At 31.6% G+C, this 21,720-nt stretch carries 16 protein-coding genes; 11 read left to right on the top strand and 5 right to left on the bottom strand.

The genetic code is table 11. The features are described from left to right. Window positions 1-1,497, top strand: coding sequence for an oligosaccharide flippase family protein (locus tag BUA99_RS06745; RefSeq protein WP_072989972.1), 1,497 nt, complete (start codon window positions 1-3; stop codon window positions 1,495-1,497). Here BUA99_RS06745 and BUA99_RS06740 read toward each other — a convergent pair. Further along, on the bottom strand, window positions 1,494-2,393 hold the full coding sequence (locus BUA99_RS06740) for a glycosyltransferase family 2 protein (RefSeq protein WP_072989970.1): 900 nt from the start codon (window positions 2,391-2,393) through the stop codon (window positions 1,494-1,496). The two genes, BUA99_RS06745 and BUA99_RS06740, sit on opposite strands and share 4 nt — an antisense overlap. 48 nt (window positions 2,394-2,441) lie before the next feature. Here BUA99_RS06740 and BUA99_RS06735 point away from each other — a divergent pair, with 48 nt between their 5' ends. Together BUA99_RS06735 and BUA99_RS06730 are read left to right on the top strand one after the other, a co-directional pair. Further along, window positions 2,442-3,521, top strand: coding sequence for a glycosyltransferase (locus tag BUA99_RS06735; RefSeq protein ID WP_072989967.1), 1,080 nt, complete (start codon window positions 2,442-2,444; stop codon window positions 3,519-3,521). Window position 3,522: 1 nt separating this feature from the next. Further along, window positions 3,523-3,915 (top strand): sugar 3,4-ketoisomerase, encoded by a 393-nt coding sequence (locus BUA99_RS06730; RefSeq protein WP_072989964.1) that lies wholly within the window; start codon window positions 3,523-3,525, stop codon window positions 3,913-3,915. Here BUA99_RS06730 and BUA99_RS06725 read toward each other — a convergent pair. The 3 genes from BUA99_RS06725 to BUA99_RS06715 all read right to left on the bottom strand — a co-directional run bounded on the left by BUA99_RS06725 (window position 3,905) and on the right by BUA99_RS06715 (window position 6,638). Continuing rightward, on the bottom strand, window positions 3,905-4,993 hold the full coding sequence (locus BUA99_RS06725) for a glycosyltransferase family 4 protein (RefSeq protein ID WP_159430928.1): 1,089 nt from the start codon (window positions 4,991-4,993) through the stop codon (window positions 3,905-3,907). The genes BUA99_RS06730 and BUA99_RS06725 overlap by 11 nt on opposite strands. A 71-nt stretch (window positions 4,994-5,064) precedes the next feature. Next, on the bottom strand, window positions 5,065-5,952 hold the full coding sequence (locus BUA99_RS06720; RefSeq protein ID WP_072989959.1) for a glycosyltransferase: 888 nt from the start codon (window positions 5,950-5,952) through the stop codon (window positions 5,065-5,067). Beyond that, window positions 5,952-6,638 (bottom strand): cell division ATP-binding protein FtsE, encoded by a 687-nt coding sequence (locus tag BUA99_RS06715; RefSeq protein WP_072989957.1) that lies wholly within the window; start codon window positions 6,636-6,638, stop codon window positions 5,952-5,954. Before BUA99_RS06715 ends, BUA99_RS06720 begins: the two co-directional genes overlap by 1 nt. 247 nt (window positions 6,639-6,885) lie before the next feature. On the opposite strand from BUA99_RS06715, the gene BUA99_RS06710 reads away from it, so the two are divergent. The 3 genes from BUA99_RS06710 to BUA99_RS06700 are packed head-to-tail and all read left to right on the top strand — an operon-like array spanning window position 6,886 to window position 12,646. After that, window positions 6,886-9,900 (top strand): tetratricopeptide repeat protein, encoded by a 3,015-nt coding sequence (locus BUA99_RS06710; RefSeq protein WP_072989954.1) that lies wholly within the window; start codon window positions 6,886-6,888, stop codon window positions 9,898-9,900. Between the two features lie 28 nt (window positions 9,901-9,928). Then, a complete protein-coding gene (locus tag BUA99_RS06705) occupies window positions 9,929-10,792 on the top strand; it encodes a PhzF family phenazine biosynthesis protein (protein WP_072989952.1) in 864 nt (287 codons plus the stop codon). A 42-nt stretch (window positions 10,793-10,834) separates the two neighbouring features. Beyond that, window positions 10,835-12,646 carry a TonB-dependent receptor gene (locus BUA99_RS06700; protein WP_084673493.1) on the top strand — a complete coding sequence of 604 codons (1,812 nt, stop codon included), beginning with the start codon at window positions 10,835-10,837 and terminating at the stop codon, window positions 12,644-12,646. An 85-nt stretch (window positions 12,647-12,731) separates the two neighbouring features. On the opposite strand, the gene BUA99_RS06695 is transcribed toward BUA99_RS06700, so the two are convergent. After that, complete coding sequence (locus tag BUA99_RS06695) at window positions 12,732-13,277, bottom strand: DUF2911 domain-containing protein (protein WP_072989949.1); 546 nt, start codon at window positions 13,275-13,277, stop codon at window positions 12,732-12,734. Window positions 13,278-13,490: 213 nt separating this feature from the next. Between BUA99_RS06695 and BUA99_RS06690 the strand changes: the two genes are divergently transcribed. The 5 genes from BUA99_RS06690 (at window position 13,491) to mdh (ending at window position 21,630) form a co-directional block, all read left to right on the top strand. Further along, complete coding sequence (locus tag BUA99_RS06690) at window positions 13,491-13,940, top strand: hypothetical protein (protein ID WP_072989947.1); 450 nt, start codon at window positions 13,491-13,493, stop codon at window positions 13,938-13,940. A 358-nt stretch (window positions 13,941-14,298) separates the two neighbouring features. After that, window positions 14,299-15,975: an asparagine synthase B gene (gene asnB, locus BUA99_RS06685; RefSeq protein ID WP_072989944.1), complete on the top strand. Its 1,677-nt coding sequence runs from the start codon at window positions 14,299-14,301 to the stop codon at window positions 15,973-15,975. A gap of 275 nt (window positions 15,976-16,250) precedes the next feature. Continuing rightward, window positions 16,251-17,876 carry an amidohydrolase gene (locus BUA99_RS06680; protein WP_072989941.1) on the top strand — a complete coding sequence of 542 codons (1,626 nt, stop codon included), beginning with the start codon at window positions 16,251-16,253 and terminating at the stop codon, window positions 17,874-17,876. Window positions 17,877-18,654: 778 nt separating this feature from the next. Continuing rightward, a complete protein-coding gene (gyrB, locus tag BUA99_RS06675; protein WP_072989938.1) occupies window positions 18,655-20,598 on the top strand; it encodes a DNA topoisomerase (ATP-hydrolyzing) subunit B in 1,944 nt (647 codons plus the stop codon). Between the two features lie 96 nt (window positions 20,599-20,694). Beyond that, window positions 20,695-21,630: a malate dehydrogenase gene (gene mdh / locus BUA99_RS06670; protein WP_072989935.1), complete on the top strand. Its 936-nt coding sequence runs from the start codon at window positions 20,695-20,697 to the stop codon at window positions 21,628-21,630. The last annotated feature ends 90 nt before the right edge of the window (window positions 21,631-21,720 follow it).

Raw genomic sequence — 21,720 nt, 5'->3', positions numbered from 1 at the left:
GTGGAAGTAAAAACAAATGAATCCCATAAAACCATTTTAAAAACTACAGGAGTTTTTGGCTTTTCACAGCTATTAAAAATTTTGGTTGGTTTAATTGGATCTAAATTTGTTGCTTTATTTTTAGGTACATCAGGAATAGGAATTGTGGGACTTTTACAAAACACACTAGCTATTATTATATCCATCACTGGTTTCGGAATTAATATCAGCGGCGTTAGAATGGTTGCTATTTCGTATTCAAAAAACGATCAGCAGGAATTTTCAAAAACTATTTTAGTACTAAAAAGGTGGTCTGTTGCAACTGGACTTCTTGGTGTTTTATTAACTATAGTACTTGCACAACCATTAAGTATATGGACTTTTGGTTCTGATAAATATGTAAATTGGTTTTTTCTTCTCTCCATTAATTTTATTTTTTCAAGTTTAGCAGTCAATAAAATGGTGCTTTTACAAGGTACCCGATCGATAAAAGAAATTGCTGTTTCAACAGTTATTTATGCTGTGCTAATTACGTGTTGTATTGTTCCAATTTATTATTTTTTTAGAATGGATGGTATTGTTGCTGTATTAGTTTTGACCGCCGTATTAAATTATTTTGTCAACTGGTTTTTTGCAAGAAAGATTAAATTAGTTCGGGTACAAGTTAGTATTACTGAAACGTTCTCTCGCGGAAAAGAAATGATTCAATTGGGTTTTTTGCTTTCTATAAATGTGATTTTTGGTCATTTGATGGCCTATTTTTTAAAATTATATTTTAATTATCAAAATGCATCTGAATCTGTTTTAGGTTTATATGTAGTAGCTTCAACATTATTAATCACTTATGTTGGAATGGTTTTTAGTGCTATGTCTACTGATTTTTATCCTAGATTAACTACTGCGCACGATGATAATGAAAAAGTAAAAGAAATGGTAAACGATCAAATCGAAATTGCACTATTATTAATCACACCGCTTATTTTGTTATTTTATTTTTTAGCGCCGCTTGTAATAAAATTGCTCTATTCTAAGGATTTTATTGATGTAGTTTTAATTCTCAAATTTGCTTTAGTAGCCATAATTGTTAAAGCTATTATATGGCCACTTGCTTTTATAATTCTTGCAAAAGGGGAGAAAAAGCTATATTTCAAGCAAGAACTAGTGAGTGATTTTGTGAATATTAGTTTTACTATACTGTTGTATGAGCTTTTAGGTTTGTTGGGAATAGGTCTAGCAATGCTTCTTAACTATATATTTTATGGATTTTATGTTTATGAAGTAGTTAAAAATAAATTTCAATTTCATTTTAGAGAAAACACGAAAGGAATTGTTTGGAAATCATTGAGTTTAGGAACGGCAGCATCAGTTATTGTTTTTTTTATTGACTATCCCAAATCCTACTGGATTCTCGCGATTCTATGCATATTCTCTATCTATTTTTCTTGTTTAGAACTAAATAAAAGAGTTAATCTTACTCAATATGTGCAAAAAATTAAAAATAAATTCACCAGTAATTAGGTCATATTTATCTTCAAACGAACTTTTAATTCTAAGGCAAAATATTTCATTAGTACTATAAAATCTCGAGTTTTATAAGCAACTGTCATTTCAAAATGAATTCTTTTTAGCATTGCAACAAACTCTTTTTTACTACGATTCAATTTAAACGCTTTTTGAAGAATTAAATAAGTAGAGTAGTTGAATCGGCGAGTCTTTTTGTTGTTTTTTTTGGTAAGTAAAGTGTACATGGAATCTTTTAATACCCTCTTTTGAACTAAAATTTTATCAACATAATCAAAATTGTAAATTCTAGATGCACGAATCCAGAAGTCGTAATCTTCATAAGCCAAGTTTTCGTCATATCCGTTTAGAGTATCGAAAACTTCCCTTTTGACTAAAGAGCTAATAGAACAAAGATTGTTATTGCCGTTTAGTAAACCAATATAAATATCTCCCGTGGGTTGTTTTTTTATTCTTTCAAGGTTACTATTTGTTTCGAAATAATTTTTTATATGTATGCCATTTTCATTAATTAATTCGGCATTTCCATAAATTAAACCTAATTTTTCATATTTACTTTCTTTAAAACCTTTAAGTTGATTTGCAATGCAATCTTTATTCAAAAGATCATCCGCGGCTAAGTCGATAATGTACTCGCCTTTGGCCAATTTTAAACATTGATTAAAGGTTTTTGTATTGCCTAGATTTTGTTTATTTACTAAAAAAGGAATCTCGAGATGTTTTTTCAGCCATTTTTCAATTACTTGGACTGAATTATCGGTACTAAAGTCGTCTGCAACAATTAATTGTATATTTTTATGTGTTTGATTTAGCACTGAGTTCAATGCCTCAACCACAAATTTCTCATGATTGAAACACAAACAAATGACGGTAACTAATGCATTGCTTTGCATAAATATGAGATAAGATTTTTATATTTGGTACGAAAATAATAATAACTAGTGGCTAAGCAACACAAAAAGACTAAAATAGCGATCGTAGGATATAAATTAGCCGGAGGCGGATTAGAGCGTGTTTTTAGTTCAGTTTCAAAAATGTTGCAGGAATCAGATTGTGAAGTTCATGTTATTGTATTAGAAAATGAAATCGAGTATTCGTATTCTGGAATTTTAATTAATTTAGGAAATTACTCAAGGTTTCAGAAATATTTTCGATTAAAAAGCTATCTAAAGATAAAGCAATTTGATTATGTTCTAGATTTTCGTCATCGCATTAATCCTTGGATGGAACTACTTTTTATTCATTATTTATATCTTGGCTTTAGATTTATATATACTATTCACAGTAGTAAATTAGCAGTTTATTTGACCTCAAATGACTGGATAGCACGTCAAATTTTGAACAATTCTTATCAAATTGTGACTGTTTCTAAAGATTTAAACGAAATAGTAGATGAAAAATATAAGCTTAAAAAAGGTGTTGTAATTCCTAATTCAATTTCTATAAATTCTTTAGATAAAAATTGTGATAGTGCAAATCTTCCTTTCCAATATTGCATTGCAGTTGGGCGATTAGTTGAATTAAAACAATTCGATAAATTAATAGATACTTATTACAAATCAGTTTTATCTAGTAAGGGAATTCATTTAGTAATTTTGGGTGACGGAAGCGGAAAAGAGGTTTTGCAAAAGCAAATTGAACAATTGCAAATGAATAATTTTATTCATTTGCTAGGTTTTAAGTCTGATGTTTTCTGTTATATAAAAAACGCAAAATATTTAGTTTTGACTAGCAAATATGAAGGTTTTCCAATGGTAGTGTTAGAGGCATTGTCTGCCGGGACACCAGTAATTGCTTTTGACTGCGAAACGGGACCAAGAGAATTAATTAGAAATGAATATAACGGTTTGCTAGTTGAAAATCAAAATTTTGTGGCATTGCAAGAATCATTGAATCGAATTGAAAATGACAACGAGCTTTATGACAGGTGCAAAGAAAACACTATTGAATCTATAGCTCAGTTTTCTAGTGAGAAAGTTGCTATAAAATGGTTAGATTTATTGAATAATAAGATAAAATAAAATGAATATAACACTGATCCAAATTCCAAAAATTGAAGACACTCGTGGAAATCTTTCCGTGATAGAAAATGATATTTTACCTTTTGAATTTAAAAGAGTGTATTATTTATATGATGTTCCAAGTGCTGCAGAGCGCGGTGGACATTCGCATAGAAAGCAAAAAGAGTTCCTTATTGCATTAAGCGGAAGCTTTGATGTTGTCTTAAATGATGGTACACTAAAACAAACAGTTACTTTGAATCGGCCGTTTGAAGGTCTTTTAATTAATCAAGGAATTTGGCGGGAACTCAATAATTTTTTGGCAGGAAGTGTTTGTTTAGTTATAGCTTCTGCTGTTTTTGATGAAAGCGATTATATTCGCGATTTTGAAGAGTTTTTACTTTCTAAGAAATAGTTTTATTGCTTTTTAAAACTCTATTGTATATTATTTCAAGCCTTTCTAAGTGCTTTTGAAAAGTTAATTCTTTTATATAAGAAGAAGAATTGACTTCTAATTCTTTTTTCAATTCAGGGTTAGTGAGCAATATTTCAATGGCTTCTTGTAATTTTTCTACATCTCCATGAGGAAATACTAAACCACTTTTACTTCTTATTATTTCATCCTGAATTCCTAAAAGGTTACTAATTACTACCGTTTTTTGAAAAGCAAAGCTTTCTAAAATTACATTACCGTATGATTCTAATATTTCACTAGGAACGATAATAAATTTTGCAGAAGCATATAAAAACGTTAATTCTTCACGGTTTTTTGTGCCTAAAAAACTAACATTTTTGATTTTATTTTTAAAAACGAATGCTTCTAATTCTAATCTAATACTACCTGAACCTACTATTTTTAAATGTTCGTTAGGAAGTTCTTTATTGATTTTTTGAAAAGCTTTTAGTAAAGTCATCACTCCTTTTTGGGGTTCAAGCCTGCCTACAAATAATAAGTGTTTAGATTCTTTTTGCTCTAACAGCAAGTTAGAAATTAATACAGGATTAGGAAGTGTTTCACCCTCTACGTTAAAAGTATGTTTTATGAGTTTTGTTAAATTGTTAGAAGGAGTAAGGAAATAGCTAATATTTTCTTTTATTATTTTTTTGTGTAGGTGCTGTTTTAAATAAAGTAAACTGTCATATAGCAAGTTTTTTTTTGGATGATGATGCAGTACGCAATTTATAAAGCTGTTGTGTTCATGTATCGTTTTTCCTGTAATATCTAACATATAACCTTTGGGACAGATGTAGTAATAATCTCTAAAAGATTGTATAATTGGTATTGATTTTCTTTTTGCATAGCTCATAAATTGTGGCGTTACGGTCGCGCCAATGCTAAAACAATGAATGAGATCAGGTTGGAATGTATCAATTTCTTTTATTATTGCTTTTGTTGTTTGTGCATTATAAAATTTTTGATAAATTTTTGTTTTTTTCTCAGCGACTCCAAACCATTTGAATGTAATATTGGTTTTATTTTCATTTGCATACAAGACTAAAGTTTGTAGATAATTCTCTACTCCTCCCAGACTGTTGCTCAGGAAATTATTGATCAGTAAAACTTTCATTTTATGTAAAGTTTACAAAAATAACTCAGTCTAAAAGTATTAAATACAAATAAGGACGGATTATTACTTATTAAATTATATTCCATTATTAGTTTAAATACGTCATAAAAAGAGCTTAAAAGATAAGTTACTTTATAACGATGCAATTTTGAAGTTAATCGTAACATTTTACTATAATCTGTAGGAATAAGTTTTTTTTGATGGAGCAATTTTAAGTTTTCAAGTGAATGTTTCGTTTTTTCAACATAAACTAAATTGGTGTCAATATCATCATGTTGGACAGGATTGTTGATGTGGTTTATTTTGACATTTAGTTTTTTCAGTTCGAATGAAAATAGAGTATCGTCATTACCATACTTTTTAAAAGAATCGTCAAATTTTATAGCATTAAATACAGCTTTTTTTATCAACGTATTATTGAATAAAGTGGATCCGTACGGATTTTTTTCTCTCTGTTGAACTGTTTGATCCTCCATAAATTTACCGTACTTCCAGCGAAGTAATTGGTTCTTGGATGGCGCACTTTCAGCATGAATTCTACCACCATAAACTACATCATAATTTATAATTTGATCAATATAATTTTTTATAAAGTCAGTATTTGGTAAAATACAGTCACCATCAATAATTAGTAAATTTTCATATTTGGAATTACTTACTAAAATATTCTTATTTTGGCGATAACCAATGTTTTTTTCCAAAGAAACATAGTTACAATAAGACAACAAATTAATTTCTTTGTTTTTTATATTATGCATTGAATTTGACGCATCATCTTGAGTCAAAATCTCAAAAAAAATATCTAATTCACTACATTGACGATGAATTTCTACAACTAGAGGTAAAAGATTATAATTATAAATTGTGATTAAAATAGAAAGCATTAAACCGCTCTTTGTTGTACTACTTCAAATATTTTAGAATCTTCACATTTCAATGTTTTGAAGGGGAATTTCAATAACAATGCATAATCGTGGGTTGCCATGATAATTGTCTTTCCATTAGCATTTATTTTTTTAAGAACCTCAAGTACTTCAACACTTGTTTGTGGATCGAGATTTCCTGTGGGTTCATCTGCCAGTATTAATTCGGGATCATTAAGTAAAGCTCTTGCAATAGCAATACGCTGTTGTTCCCCCCCTGAAAGTTGATGTGGCATTTTTTTACCAAAGTCTTTCATACCTACTTTACTTAAAACCTCGTCAATTTTTTCCTGCATCTGTTCTTTGTCTTTCCAGCCCGTTGCTTTAAGTACAAACAACATATTCTCATCTACTGAACGATCTGGAAGCAATTTAAAATCTTGAAAAACAATTCCAATTTTTCGTCTCAAAAAAGGAATGTCATTTTCTTTTAAAGTCGCTAAATCAAATCCTACAATGCTTCCCTCACCCTGAGTCAAAGGTAAATCTGCATATAAAGTTTTCATTAAACTACTTTTTCCAGATCCTGTTTTTCCTATTATATAAAGGAATTCTCCATGATTCACCTCCAAGTTTACCTCTGTTAAAATCGATTTTGATTCTTGAAAGATTGTAGTATTTTTTAAAGACAGGACTGATTGTGACATATTTTGCATTTGTTTATCGTGTAAAAGTACTAAGTTAACGCTTGGATTCAAAATAAATTCTTTTGGATTGAATAGATTTTAAACAAATGTAAATTGTATTTGTCTGGCAGAAGTCTCATACCATGAAAGGTACAAGTATCATAAGTTTAAAAGAGAAATGTAAAGTAAATTTTATAATAAAACCTATTTTTGGTTCGTTATAGACTACGAAATATGATATATTTGAATTATCAAAAATTAAATCACAATGAATAAATTTTCTTGGAGCTACTTCTTTTCTTTTTTCTTCATAGCTGCTGCGATGATAGCACAAAAATCAATTATCTACACACATGAATTAAAAGATTTTAACAAAGCCGTTTCTTTATTTAAAGATCAACAGTATGCATCTGCACAGCTTATTTTCAACAAAGTAAAGGAAAGTGCTACTACTGAAGAACTAAAATCAGATTGTGGCTATTACGCAGCGAACTGTGCCATTCGAACAAATCAGTTAAATGGCGATGAATTAATGGAGCAATTTGTCTCTGATTATCCTACAAGCGTAAAACAAAATCAGGCGTATATCGAAGTCGCACAATATCATTTTAAACAAGGAAATTATCCACAAGCTTTGCAATGGTTTGACAAAGTTGACGAAAGTAGTTTAAGTCGCAATGATCAAGAAAAATTCAATTTTCAGAAAGGTTACAGCTTTTTTACTGCCAAAAAGAAAAAGGAAGCAACAACTTACTTTAATCGTGTTGTAAATTCCACTGAATATGGCTCCCAAGCTAAATACTATCTAGGTTTTATGGCGTACGAAGGAGATGATTATAAGCAAGCAACAAAATATTTTGATGAAGTTTCGGGGGAGGAAAAATACAAAGAAAAGCTGTCATATTATCAAGCGGACATGAATTTTAAATTAGGAAATTTTCAAAAAGCGATTGATTTAGGTCAAAAAGCAATTGCTAAATCGACGCCTGTTGAAAAATCAGAGTTAAATAAAATTATAGGTGAAAGCTATTTTAATTTAAAAAAATATGATACCGCCATTCCATTTTTGGTAGCGTATAAAGGAAAAAACGGAAGGTGGAATAACACTGATTACTATCAATTAGGATATGCCTATTACAAACAGAAAGGATATGAAAGTGCAATTTCGCAATTTAATAAAATTGTAGGAGGTAAGGATTTTGTTGCTCAAAATGCTTATTACCATTTAGCTGAAAGTTATTTAAACACTAATAAAAAGCAAGAGGCGCTAAACGCTTTTAAAAACGCATCTGAAATGGATTTCGATTTAGCCATTCAAGAGGATGCAAGTTTAAATTATGCAAAATTGAGCTATGAATTAGGAAATGCTTATCAAAGTGTACCTGCAGTTTTGCAAGCTTTTTTAAATAAATATCCTAATAATTCAAACCGTCAAGAAATAGAAAAGCTTGTTATTGATTCGTATATTTCGTCAAAGAACTACAAGGAAGCTTTGGTTCTATTGGAAAAAAATAAGTCGGCAGAAAACAAGCTGGCTTATCAAAAAGTGCTTTTCTACAGAGGCTTAGAATTATATATTGATGGAAATTATAATGATGCTTTAAGAATGTTTACCAAAGCTACAACTGAGCAAAAAGATCCAATTTTCACTACTCGATCTACATTCTGGAAAGGAGAATGTGAATATGTTTTGAATGATTTTAAAGAAGCGTTATTGAGTTACAAGCAATTTTCAGGCTCAAACCAAGCATCAAAAACGCCAGAATTTAAAAATCATAATTACAATATTGCTTATTCGTATTTTAAATTAAAAGAATACGATCAAGCAGGTAACTACTTTCAAAATCAAATTGAGAAATCAGCTAGTGATAAAGTAAGATTAAATGATTCCTATTTACGTTTGGCTGATTGTCGCTTTGTAACTTCAAAGTACAACGAGGCGATGGAAGCTTACGATAAAGTCATTGAATCAAAAAGTCTTGATTCGGATTATGCTTATTTTCAAAAAGCTATTTCTTACGGATTTTTGTCGAAAACAGATAAGAAAATAACAGAGTTAAACTCGTTTATACAGTTATATCCAAAATCTGAATACAAAGATGACGCCTTGTTCGAATTAGCAAATACGTATGTTGCTAATGATAAAAACGACTTAGCAATTAAAACTTATGAGCGGTTAAATGTCGAATTTAAAAAAGGACTGTTTACTTCCAGAGCGATATTGCGTCAAGGTTTAGTGTATTACAATACTGATAAAAATGATCAAGCTTTATTAAAATTAAAAAAAGTCGCTGCTGATTTTCCTAGAACTCCAGAGGCACTTGAAGCCGTTGCAACAGCAAGATTAATTTATGTAGATAATGGTAGAGTAGATGAATATGCTAGCTGGGTTCGTACTTTAGATTTTGTTGCCGTTACTGATGTTGAACTTGATAATGACACGTATGAAGCAGCAGAGAAGCAGTTCCAGCAAGGTAATAGTAAGCAAGCAGTTGCTGGGTTTGTAAGTTACGTTAATCAGTTTCCTCGTGGTATACATGCTTTGCCAGCGAACTATAATCTCGCACAATTATATTTTGCTGAAGGTTCTGAAAACAAATCTATTCCTAATTATGAGTATGTAATTGCACAATCTAGAAATGAATTTACAGAACAATCTTTGTCAAGATTAGCGCAGATATTTCTAAAAAACAATCAAACTGATAAAGCAATTGCTATTTTACTAAGACTCGAAAATGAAGCTGATGTAGCCCAAAATAAAACCTATGCTCAGTCAAATTTAATGAAATCGTATTATGAGCAAAAAAATTATTCGAATGCTGTAATATATGCTGAGAAAGTTTTGTCAAATTCTAAATCAGATGATAAAGTAAAAAGCGATGCGCAAATAATTATAGCACGTGCAGCAATTGAAACTGGTGACGAACCTAAGGCTAAAGTTGCTTATGCCAAAGTAATGACAATTGCTAAAGGAGAATTAGCTGCAGAAGCTCTTTATTATGATGCATATTTTAAAAACAAAGAAGGAAATTATGATGCATCAAATACGTCAGTTCAAAAGATAGCAAAAAACTATTCTAGCTATAAATACTATGGAGCCAAAGGATTAGTGTTGATGGCAAAAAACTTTTATGGTTTAAAAGATAGTTTTCAGGCAACTTATATTTTAGAAAATGTAATTCAAAATTTCACGGATTATCCAGAGGTAGTTGCTGATGCTAAAAACACATTGCAAGCATTCAAAATTGAAGAATCTAAAACCAATTCATCGATAGTTAAATAAAAACATTGCATTAGAAAAAGATAAGAATATGACAATACCTTTTTACATAGTTGATGTTTTTGCAGAAGATAAATATGCAGGTAATCAACTCGCTGTGTTTTTAGAGGCTGAGAAGTTGAACGGCGAAGAAATGCTAAAAATTGCAAAAGAAATTAATTTTGCTGAAAGCACATTTATTACGGCGTTTAATCCAGAAAATAATATGGCTACAATTCGGATTTTTACACCACAGCATGAAATGCAATTTGCTGGGCATCCCATAATAGGAACATCATGGGTTTTAATGAATAAAGTATTTGAAAATAAGCCGCAAGAAATTACTTTATCAGTTCCTATAGGTCATATTCCAGTTGTTCAAGAAGGAGATTTAATTTGGTTACAAGCCGCTCAACCTCAATTTTTAGATATACATGCAGCTCAGCACTTTTTAGCATTTACTAATTTAAATAGTGATGAAATGAATCTTGAATTTCCTATTCAAGAGGTTTCTACTGGAAGTGCATTTGTAATTACACCTATTAAAACGTCAAAAGCGTTAGAAAATCTAACAGTAGATAAAGTAAAAATGGATGAATGGTTGCGTGTCAATTGTAAAACAAGTCACAGTGCATTTTATTTCTTTTGTTTAGAAAATGAGAGGCTGAGCAGCAGAATGTTTTGCATTGAAAACAATCAATTAATAGAAGATGCCGCAACTGGAAGTGCAAGTGCTTGCTTGCAAGCCTTCCTTTTAAAATACCATTCACCTAAATTGAATATTATTAATTATCAAGGTGATTTTATAAATAGACCTTCTCAAATATATTTTGATGGGAAGTTACAAGACAATGATTTTGATATACGAATAGGTGGCAAAACAAAATTTCTTGCAAAAGGAGAATGGGAAGTTTAGCGAAAAGAACAAACACATACTTAAAAAGTAAAATAAAATAACATGACATTTAAAATTTTTAAAATAAAAACGGAACAAATTATAGCATCAAATTTTGTAAAAAGTCTCTTTCTGCCGAAAGCTGTTATAGGAATTTTGTTTCTTTTCGTTTTCCATTTTTCTTTTGCACAAGACAAAAAACAAATAGGAGGTGAGACTGTAAATGTGGTTAAACCCTACACTCCTAAAATTTCGGATGCATCCAAAGTAAAAGAAGTTGCAGATCTTGATGACGATGGAAATACTAAAAAAGAAGTAATCAAATATTCTATTTTTTCATTTCCTGTCGCTTCTACTTTTACGCCTTCTAAAGGTAAAGCAGAAGGTGTTGAAAAAGAAAAGCAAGCTCATTTATTTAAAAATTACGCAACCGCTGGTTTGGGAAATTATGGAACCTTTATTGGCGAGTTATTTGTTAATCACGATTTAAATAACACTGATTATGTGGGCGGGATGTTTCGTCATCATTCATCTCAAGGTGGAATAAAAGAGGTCGAACTCGATGATAAATTTTATGATACATCTCTTAATTTAATGTATGGTTCTAATCAGAAAGAGGTGTCATGGAATCTGGATTTAGGATTTAAAAACCAAATATACAACTGGTATGGGCTGCCTTCGGACTTTGGTAATGTTCTCTCTCCTCAAGATCGAAGAAGTTTGTTAAGCAGCATTGACGCAAGACAATCCTATAATACTATTTCATTAGGTGGCAATATTGCTTTTGATGAAAGTATTTTAAATAAAATGACTTTGCAGTTTAATCGATTCACGGACATCTATAACTCTTCAGAAAATAGATTTTACGCAAAACCAACAGTTGAATTTAATGTCATGGATAATCTAGTAAAAACTGATTTAGTTGTTGATTATGTTGCTGGAAATTTTGAAAAAAACTATCTCAACAACGGTCAGTCTATAAAATACGGATTTACAAATTTAGGAATTTCGCCTAGTTTTGTAATGCAAAAAGAGGATTGGACTTTAAATATTGGTGCTGCCATCTTTTATAGTTTTGATAACCAAAACAACAATAGTAAGTTATTGCTCTACCCAAAATTTAATGCTTCTTATAAAGTAGTTGGAGATTTAATGATTTTTTATGCCGGTGCAGAAGGAGATCTAAAACAAAATACGTATCAAGATTTTGTAGATATTAATCCGTTTTTATCGCCAACATTATTTATGGCGCCAACGGATCAACAATATGATCTTTTTGCTGGGCTCAAAGGGAAATTATCTAATACTGTAAGTTATAATATTAAAGGTTCCTATTTGAATGAAAGAAGTAAAGCATTGTTCAAAAGCAATGATTACAATGAAAATAATACAAATGAAAATTATGCTTTTGGGAATTCGTTTCAAGTGGTTTATGATGACTTAAAAACCCTAAATTTTTATGGGGAACTGAAAGCTGATTTTTCTGAAGATGTTAGCTTTGGAATCAATGGTAGTTTTAGCAGTTTTACAACTGATTTTCAAAGTGAAGCTTGGAATTTACCAGCCATAAAAATAGCATCAACATTAGATTTTAATATAACGGAGAAATGGTTTGCTGGTGCCAATATATTTTATGTTGGGGAACGAAAAGATTTAAAATTAAACACTGATATTATTTATAGCACAGCTCCTGAATCAGTAACTCTAAAATCCTATTTTGACTTAAATGCTAATGTTGGCTATAATTATAACGATCGCTTAACTGCTTTCATTAGAGCTAATAATTTAACTAACAATGGATATCAAAAATGGCTTAACTTTCCAGTTCAAAGTTTTCAATTAATTCTTGGTGCCAATTATAAATTTGATTTTTAAGAAGTATAATTGTCAATTATAAATTTTTTAAATGAAAAAACAGACTATTTTGTGGATAGTCTGTTTTAGTTTAAAATTTTTATTTTTAGTTGGTAAAAGGTACTGCTAATCGCGTTGTTCCCCAACCTACGTTGAGTGTTACTCCTTTATCAGCCTTTGTGAAAACCATTGAAAACGCTTCAAGAGAATCAGTTGAAGTTGTTACAGGGATAGCTAAACGTGCTACATCATTTTTATCATTGTAAGTGTAGGCACCCCATACATTTTTGTCTTTATTGATAATGACAGTCCATTCTTTCTCTCCGGGAATAGTATACATTGTATAAACTCCAGCTGCGATCTTAGTTTTACCTAAAGACATGTCAGTATATAGAGTGATTTCGGCAGCTTCATTAGCTCCTGTTCTCCAAACTTTACCATTTGGAGCTAGTTCGCTCACGTTACGACCTTTTAATTGTGGTCGGCCATAAATTACTCTAGCTGCTTTGTTAGCATCTTTATAATCGTTGGGATACCAAGCTGCATCGAGCGGACTCTTATCAAGATCTGGAAATTTTTGAGCATTGGCATTGCTTGATAAAAAAAGCGTTAAAGCGCAGATTGTCGTAGTAAAAAGTGTTGATTTTTTCATAGTTTTTTAATCATTAAAAAGTTAATGTATAATTTTAACTGGTAAAGTTATAAATTCCTATTGAAGTTTTCATTTAATTTTTTTAGCGTTTTAAAAATAATTTAAGTATTTGTAATCATCGATTAAATTAGGTTTTCAATCGTAGAATGCACGATATTTGCTTTATTAGTAATCCTTTTTACAACTACAATTTAGAATTTTAACTATTATAAAATGACTTTCAAAGAAAAAATAAAAATCCACTATTTACAATTAGTTCAAGATAAAATTGATGTTTTTAAAGATATGATTGCGGCCTTAACTGAAGATTCTAAAAATGATGCCAAAGGTTCTGCAGGTGATAAACATGAAACTGCGCTGTCAATGATGCATCTCGAGCAAGAAAAAATCAATAGAAAGCTGAGAGAAGTTTTAGATCAAAAAATAATCTTAGATAAAATTGATAGTTCTAAAAGTGCTAAAACTATTATTTCAGGAAGTCTTGTTAAGGCAAACGGGATTTACTTATATCTAAGCGTAGCATTGCCAAAGATAGCTGTTGATGGTATTAATGTAATTGCACTTTCGCCTCAATCTCCTTTAGGCAGTAAATTGATGGGTAATCAAGAAGGTTTTACTTTTGAGATTAACGGTACGAGGTATTTAGTTCAGGAAATCAAATAAAATAATGTTTGGATAACTCCCTGTAAGGATTTTTTAAACTTAATTGAAAATTATTCTAGTTTAAAAAATTCGAACTTCAATTTAAATCTTGTTAAACGACTTACTAACATTCTTCGGACGAAGTAAAAAGTTAAGTCATTACACAAGATAAATAGTGTTGTGCATTTAATATGTTCCATCATTTATTCATTTTTACTTCATATTTTTGCTTCGTTCACTGTTTACTTACGATTTAGATGTAAGCACTCTATTTTAGTTTTAAATTATAACTATTTTAACTAATTGTGTTTGTCAAATTAAACTTTTTCTGCATCTTTGCCTTATTAAAAATAAGTAAATTTTATAAAAATATATAGTTATGTGCGGAATAGTATGTGCCTTTGATTTAAAGCAAAACGCTGAAACCTTAAGACCAAAAGTCTTAGAAATGTCTAAAATTATTCGTCATCGTGGACCAGATTGGAGTGGAATTTTCAGCAATGAAAAAGCTATTCTGTCTCATGAACGACTAGCTATAGTAGATCCAGCCTCTGGCAAACAACCTTTGTTTAGTGAAGATGGAAAATTAATTTTAGCAGCGAATGGTGAAATTTATAACCACAGAGCGCTAAGAAAACAATTTGAAGGAAAATATAACTTTAAGACTGAAAGTGACTGTGAAGTTATTTTAGCATTGTATAAAGAAAAAGGGCCTCACTTTTTAGACGAAATGAACGGAATATTTGGATTTGCAATTTATGACGTCGAGAAAGATGAGTATTTTGTAGCGCGTGATCACATGGGAATTATACCTCTTTATATCGGCTGGGATCAGCACGGGACATTTTATGTAGCTTCAGAGCTAAAGGCACTTGAAGGTTATTGTACAAAAATTGAGTTGTTTCCGCCAGGACATTATATGTCAAGTAAAGAGGGACAATTTTTACAGTGGTATAAAAGAGACTGGACGGATTACGATGCAGTGAAAGACAACGAAACAAATATAGCCGACTTAAAAATAGCACTTGAGGCAGCAGTTCATAGACAATTAATGAGTGATGTTCCTTACGGAGTACTTCTTTCTGGAGGTTTAGACTCGTCTATAACTTCGGCTGTAGCCAAAAAATATGCGCAAAAACGGATAGAATCTGGCGATATTGCTGATGCGTGGTATCCACAGTTGCATTCGTTCTCAGTTGGTTTAGATGGTTCTCCAGATTTAGCAGCAGCGCAAATTGTTGCAGATCATATAGGGACAATTCATCACGAAATTAAATTCACGATTCAAGAAGGTTTAGACGCTATTCGCGACGTAATTTATAACTTAGAAACTTATGATGTTACTACCGTAAGAGCATCAACGCCTATGTGGTTGATGGCAAGAGTGATAAAATCAATGGGAATCAAAATGGTATTATCAGGTGAAGGTGCCGATGAACTTTTTGGAGGATATTTGTATTTCCACAAAGCACCAAATGCGAGAGAGTTTCATGAAGAAAACGTTCGCAAATTAGGAAAGTTGCACATGTATGATTGCTTGCGTGCGAACAAAAGTTTAGCAGCTTGGGGAATTGAAGGGCGTGTACCCTTTTTAGATAAAGAATTTATGGATGTCGCTATGAGAATCAATCCGCAAGATAAAATGATCAACAAGGAACATCCAATGGAAAAATGGGTGCTTCGTAAAGCATTTGAGGATATGCTTCCACCAAGTGTTGCTTGGAGGCAAAAAGAACAATTTAGTGATGGAGTGGGATATAGCTGGATTGATACTTTGAAAGAAGTGGTGGCTAAAGAGGTTTCTGATGAACAATTAACGAATGCTAAATATAAATTTCCATTACAAACGCCAAATTCTAAAGAGGAGTATTTCTATCGTTCTATTTTTACAGAACATTTCCCGAGTGATGCAGCCGCTTTATGCGTACCTCAAGAAGCGAGCGTCGCTTGTAGCACAAAAATAGCATTAGAGTGGGATGAAGCTTTTAAGAACATGAATGATCCATCTGGTAGAGCAGTTGCGAGTGTACATGAAGATGCTTATGTAAAAAGTTAATTAAAAACAGACAGGAATTATATAAAAAGTTTTGTTGCATGCATATATTTTAGAAAATGATGTTAAATATGTAGTTTTGGTATGTCTGATATTCTTGATTTTTTAAATTTAAAGATATTTCAAATTTAATTAGCTTTCAAAAAGCTCTCATTTTGAGAGCTTTTTAGTTGTGTTAAATATAGACAGTTAATAATTCTACTTTAAAGATTATAGATGCCGTATTTATTATATTACCATAAAGTATTTATTATATTAGCAAAAACAAAATGCTAAATATGAAATCTATCCCTTTACTGTTTGCTTTACTTTTATTATTTTCTTGCAATCAAGAAAATAAAATCACTGTTGACACTATCATTAAAAATGCAAAAATTTACACCGTTAATGATTCTTTTAGCACCGCCGAAGCTATGGCGATTCAAGATGGAAAAATTATAGCAGTAGGCACTGATACTGAAATTACTAAAAAGTATGATTCTAATAATATAATTGAGGCAAAGGGAAAGTTTATTTATCCCGGTTTAATTGATGCGCATTGTCATTTCTACGGTTATGGTTTAAATTTGCAAGAGGCTGATTTACGAGGAACAAAAAGTATGAATGAAATTGTAACTCGTCTAAAAGCATTTCAAAAAGATAAAAATCCAACTTTTATTGTGGGTAATGGTTGGGATCAAAATGACTGGGAAATAAAAAAGTATCCGACAAAGGCTGATTTAGACTTAGCATTTCCTAATATTCCAGTAGTGCTAAATAGAGTTGATGGACATGCAATTATAGTAAATAGTGTTGCGTTAAAGTTAGCAGGAATTACTAAGGATACTAATGCAGATGGAGGCCAAATCGAAATTGTTAATGGTGAACCAACAGGTATTATAGTTGATAATCCGATGGAACTGGTATTTAAAATAATTCCAAAACCGAATCGGAAAATACAAATAGCAGCTTTATTAGATGCAGAAAAAGTAATGTTTGAAAATGGCTTGACAACCATCAATGACGCAGGATTAGATCCTGATATTATTGATTTAATGGATAGTTTACAAAAAGCGAAACTGCTTAAAATCAATATTTACGCAATGATTACTGCCAATCAAAAAAATATGGATTTGTATTTTAAGAAGGGAGTCTACAAAACTGATAATTTGAATGTGCGTTCTTTTAAAATGTATGGTGATGGTGCACTTGGCTCTCGAGGTGCTTGCATGCACAAACCTTATTCTGACAAGCCAAATCAATTTGGGGCTTTGTTGGCGAAAGGACCGGCTCTAAAAGCGGTTGCGAAACAAATTGCAGCTTCTAATTTTCAATTGAACACTCACGCTATTGGCGATTCGGCAAATACTGTTATCTTGAAAATATATAAAGAGGTTTTGACCAATAAGAAAGATCGTCGATGGAAAATAGAACATGCACAAGTTTTGCGTGAAGCTGATTTCGATTATTTCAAACTAGGAATAATTCCCTCCGTACAACCCACTCACGCCACTTCTGATATGTATTGGGCAGAAGAACGATTGGGAAAAGAAAGAATTAAAAATGCTTACGCTTATAAAAAATTACTTCAAAAAGCAGGAATAGTTGCTCTTGGAACTGATTTTCCTGTAGAAGAGGTAAATCCTATGTTAACTTTCCATGCAGCCGTAGCCAGAAAGGACAGTAAAGAATATCCTAAAGATGGATTCCAAATGGAAAATGCTCTAAGTCGAGAGGAAACAATAAAAGGGATGACAATTTGGGCTGCCTACTCTAATTTTGAAGAAAAAGAAAAAGGAAGTTTAGAGGCTGGTAAATGGGCCGATTTCGTAATGTTTGATCAAGATTTGATGACAATTCCAGAAAATGAGATAGTAAAGTTAAAAGTAGCTAATACTTATTTAAAAGGCGTTAAAGTAAAGTAAGCTTGTATTTTAAATTTTGTGTTAAAAAAAATAAAACAATTGGCTTTCAGTAATATAATTACCTTCTTGTAGTAAAATAATTTATTTGGTTGTAAAATTGATCTCAGGTAGTTTAAGTATAATTTATTTTTTCTAAAATTGCTTGTTTACCTTTAATAATCCAGAAGTAATTATTGCAATCATCTTCAGATTTTCTTTATGAACTATATCTTAGGTTTAAAATCTAATATCCCATTTTACAATTAAAGTTTTTTAATTGTATTGATTTGTGTTGTAAAGGGACAATAGATGGTTGCAAACTATGGTTTCAGAAAGAGAAGTATAGAAATGCAGTTTGTAATAATCCTGATAATCTTAACTTCTTAAATGAAATTTTGTAGAGGTAAAAACAATAGTTGATTGATGGTGGAGTACTTAATTGAATTGATATATTACTTGAGTGTTTTATCTGTTAATTTACTGATAAAAATTAGTTTTAGAAATTATAGTATTTCAAAATTATACATCGCTACTTAAAGCATTAATCAAAGGTTTAGAACTAGTATTTCAAATATCCAAGTCGATGTTAAAATCGCTAAAATAAATCTAATAATTTTATATTTTCGATCTAGTTTTTAAGTAGCAAAAAAGCCCTCTACTTGAAGGCTTTTATTTTTCCACAAGTATCAACAAATGTTAATAACTTAAGGTCTTTAAAAAGGATTTTAACGGTTATATAAATTGCGTTTTTATATATTTGCGTGTTAGACAAAAATTACATTTTTTTAGAATTAAAAATATGAGCGAAGAAATCAAGAAGGACAGTTATTCAGCGGATAGTATTCAGGCATTAGAAGGAATGGAGCATGTAAGAATGCGTCCATCGATGTATATTGGAGATGTAGGAGTACGAGGATTACATCATTTAGTTTATGAAGTTGTAGATAACTCAATTGATGAAGCAATGGGAGGCCATTGTGATACAATTATTGTAGATATAAATGAGGATGGATCCATCACAGTTGAAGATAACGGTCGTGGTATCCCAGTTGGAATTCATAAGAAAGAAGGTGTTTCTGCGCTTGAAGTGGTCATGACCAAGATTGGTGCTGGAGGAAAATTTGACAAAGATTCTTATAAAGTTTCAGGAGGACTTCACGGTGTTGGGGTTTCTGTTGTAAATGCTTTGTCAAAACATTTACGCGCTACAGTGCATAGTGCTGATGGAAAAATCTACGAACAAGAATACGAAAAAGGAAAGGCATTATATCCAGTAAAACAAATTGGCGAAACTACTAAAAGGGGAACAATTGTAACTTTTTATCCGGATCCAAGCATATTTACACAAACAGTTGATTACACTTATGATACTTTGTCTGCTCGTATGCGTGAACTATCTTATTTGAATAAAGGTATTACAATTACTTTTACAGATAAAAGAGAAGTAGATAAAGATGGAAATTTTGTTTCTGAAATATTTCATTCTGATGAAGGTTTGAAAGAATACATCAGGTATTTAGATGGAAACCGTGAGCCTATTATTTCTCACGTAATTTCTATGGACAATGATAAAGGAGAAATTCCTGTTGAAGTTGCGTTGATTTATAACACCAGTTATACGGAGAATATTTTCTCTTATGTAAATAATATCAATACACATGAAGGAGGAACGCACTTGCAAGGTTTTAGAACAGGTCTTACAAGATCTTTAAAGAAATATGCAGATGCTTCTGGAATGTTAGACAAACTGAAATTTGATATTTCAGGAGATGATTTTCGTGAGGGATTAACTGCAATCATATCTGTTAAGGTTCAAGAACCACAATTTGAAGGGCAAACGAAAACCAAACTTGGAAACAGAGAAGTTGTTTCTCCAGTTTCGCAAGCGGTTTCTGAAATGATTGAAAATTATTTAGAAGAAAATCCTAATGATGCTCGAATCATTGTTCAAAAAGTAATTCTTGCTGCTCAGGCTCGCCACGCTGCTAAAAAAGCACGTGAAATGGTGCAACGCAAAACCGTAATGGGTGGTGGCGGATTGCCAGGAAAATTATCTGACTGTTCAGAGCAAGATCCTGCAAAATGTGAGGTTTATTTAGTTGAGGGAGATTCAGCGGGGGGAACTGCAAAACAAGGTCGAGATCGTGCATTTCAAGCAATTTTACCATTACGTGGTAAAATTTTGAATGTCGAAAAAGCAATGCATCACAAAGTTTTTGAGAATGAAGAAATTCGGAATATATTTACAGCTCTTGGAGTAACTATAGGAACTGAAGAGGATAGTAAAGCCTTAAATATTTCAAAATTACGATATCACAAGGTGATTATTATGTGTGATGCCGATGTGGATGGTAGTCACATTTCTACGCTAATTTTGACATTCTTTTTTAGATTTATGAAGGAATTAATAGAGCACGGCCATATTTATATAGCTGCTCCACCTCTGTATTTAGTTAAAAAAGGAAATAAAAAGGAATACGCATGGAATGATTTACAACGTGATCAAGCAAATGAAAGAATGGGCGGAAGCGCAGGAATTCAGCGTTATAAAGGTCTTGGAGAAATGAATGCGGAGCAATTATGGGAAACTACAATGGATCCTAACTTTAGAACATTACGTCAAGTAACCATAGATAGTTTGGCGGAAGCCGATAGAGTTTTCTCGATGTTGATGGGTGATGAGGTACCGCCAAGAAGAGAATTTATTGAAAAAAATGCAGTTTACGCAAATATTGACGCTTAATAGCTTTGATTGTTTATTTGCTTAACCGATCTTCGATTAACTAAATAAACGATTAACCAAATAAACATAAAAAAATAACCGAATAAACTTTAAAATATGAAAGTTACCATTGTAGGAGCAGGAAATGTAGGCGCAACTTGTGCAGATGTAATTTCTTATCGAGGAATTGCAAGCGAAGTGGTATTGCTGGATATCAAAGAGGGTTTTGCTGAGGGTAAAGCACTAGATATTATGCAATGTGCCACCAATACAGGTTTTAACACAAAAGTTTCGGGAGTTACTAATGATTACTCTAAAACTGCTGGAAGTGATGTTGTTGTAATTACATCAGGAATTCCAAGAAAACCAGGAATGACTAGAGAAGAATTAATAGGGATTAACGCTGGAATTGTAAAAACTGTAGCAGAAAATGTATTGAAGCACTCACCAAATACTATTATAGTGGTAGTTTCAAATCCTATGGATACAATGACTTATTTAGCATTGAAATCTACCGGATTACCAAAGAATAGAATCATAGGAATGGGCGGAGCTCTTGATAGTTCTCGTTTTAGAACTTATTTGTCTTTAGCTTTAGACAAACCTGCTAATGATATTTCGGCAATGGTTATTGGCGGACATGGTGACACTACAATGATTCCATTAACACGTTTAGCTTCTTATAACGGTATTCCAGTTTCTCAATTTCTTTCAGAAGAACAATTAAATAAAGTTGCTGCAGATACTATGGTAGGAGGTGCAACTCTTACTGGGTTATTAGGAACATCAGCGTGGTATGCTCCAGGAGCTTCAGTTGCTTTTTTAGTAGATAGTATTTTAAATGACCAAAAGAAAATGATTGCTTGTTCTGTATTCGTGGAAGGAGAATACGGTCAAAATGATATTTGCATTGGTGTTCCTTGTATTATAGGCAAAAATGGAGTCGAAGAAATTCTAGCTATTGAACTTGATGACACTGAAAAAGCATTATTTGCTAAAAGCGCAGATGCTGTTAGACAAATGAATGATGCACTAAAAACGATTTTAATATAAAAATTACACATAAGAAATAGAAGACTGCAGCTTTGCAGTCTTTTTTCTTGAGATTAATTAACAAATAAATTGGTTAATCTTTGCGTTAAT

Origin of the sequence: Flavobacterium segetis (assembly GCF_900129575.1) — a bacterium.
GTDB classification, from domain to species: domain Bacteria; phylum Bacteroidota; class Bacteroidia; order Flavobacteriales; family Flavobacteriaceae; genus Flavobacterium; species Flavobacterium segetis.
The sequence above is the reverse complement of the archived record's forward strand: the minus strand, read 5'-3'. Positions and strand labels throughout refer to the sequence as shown.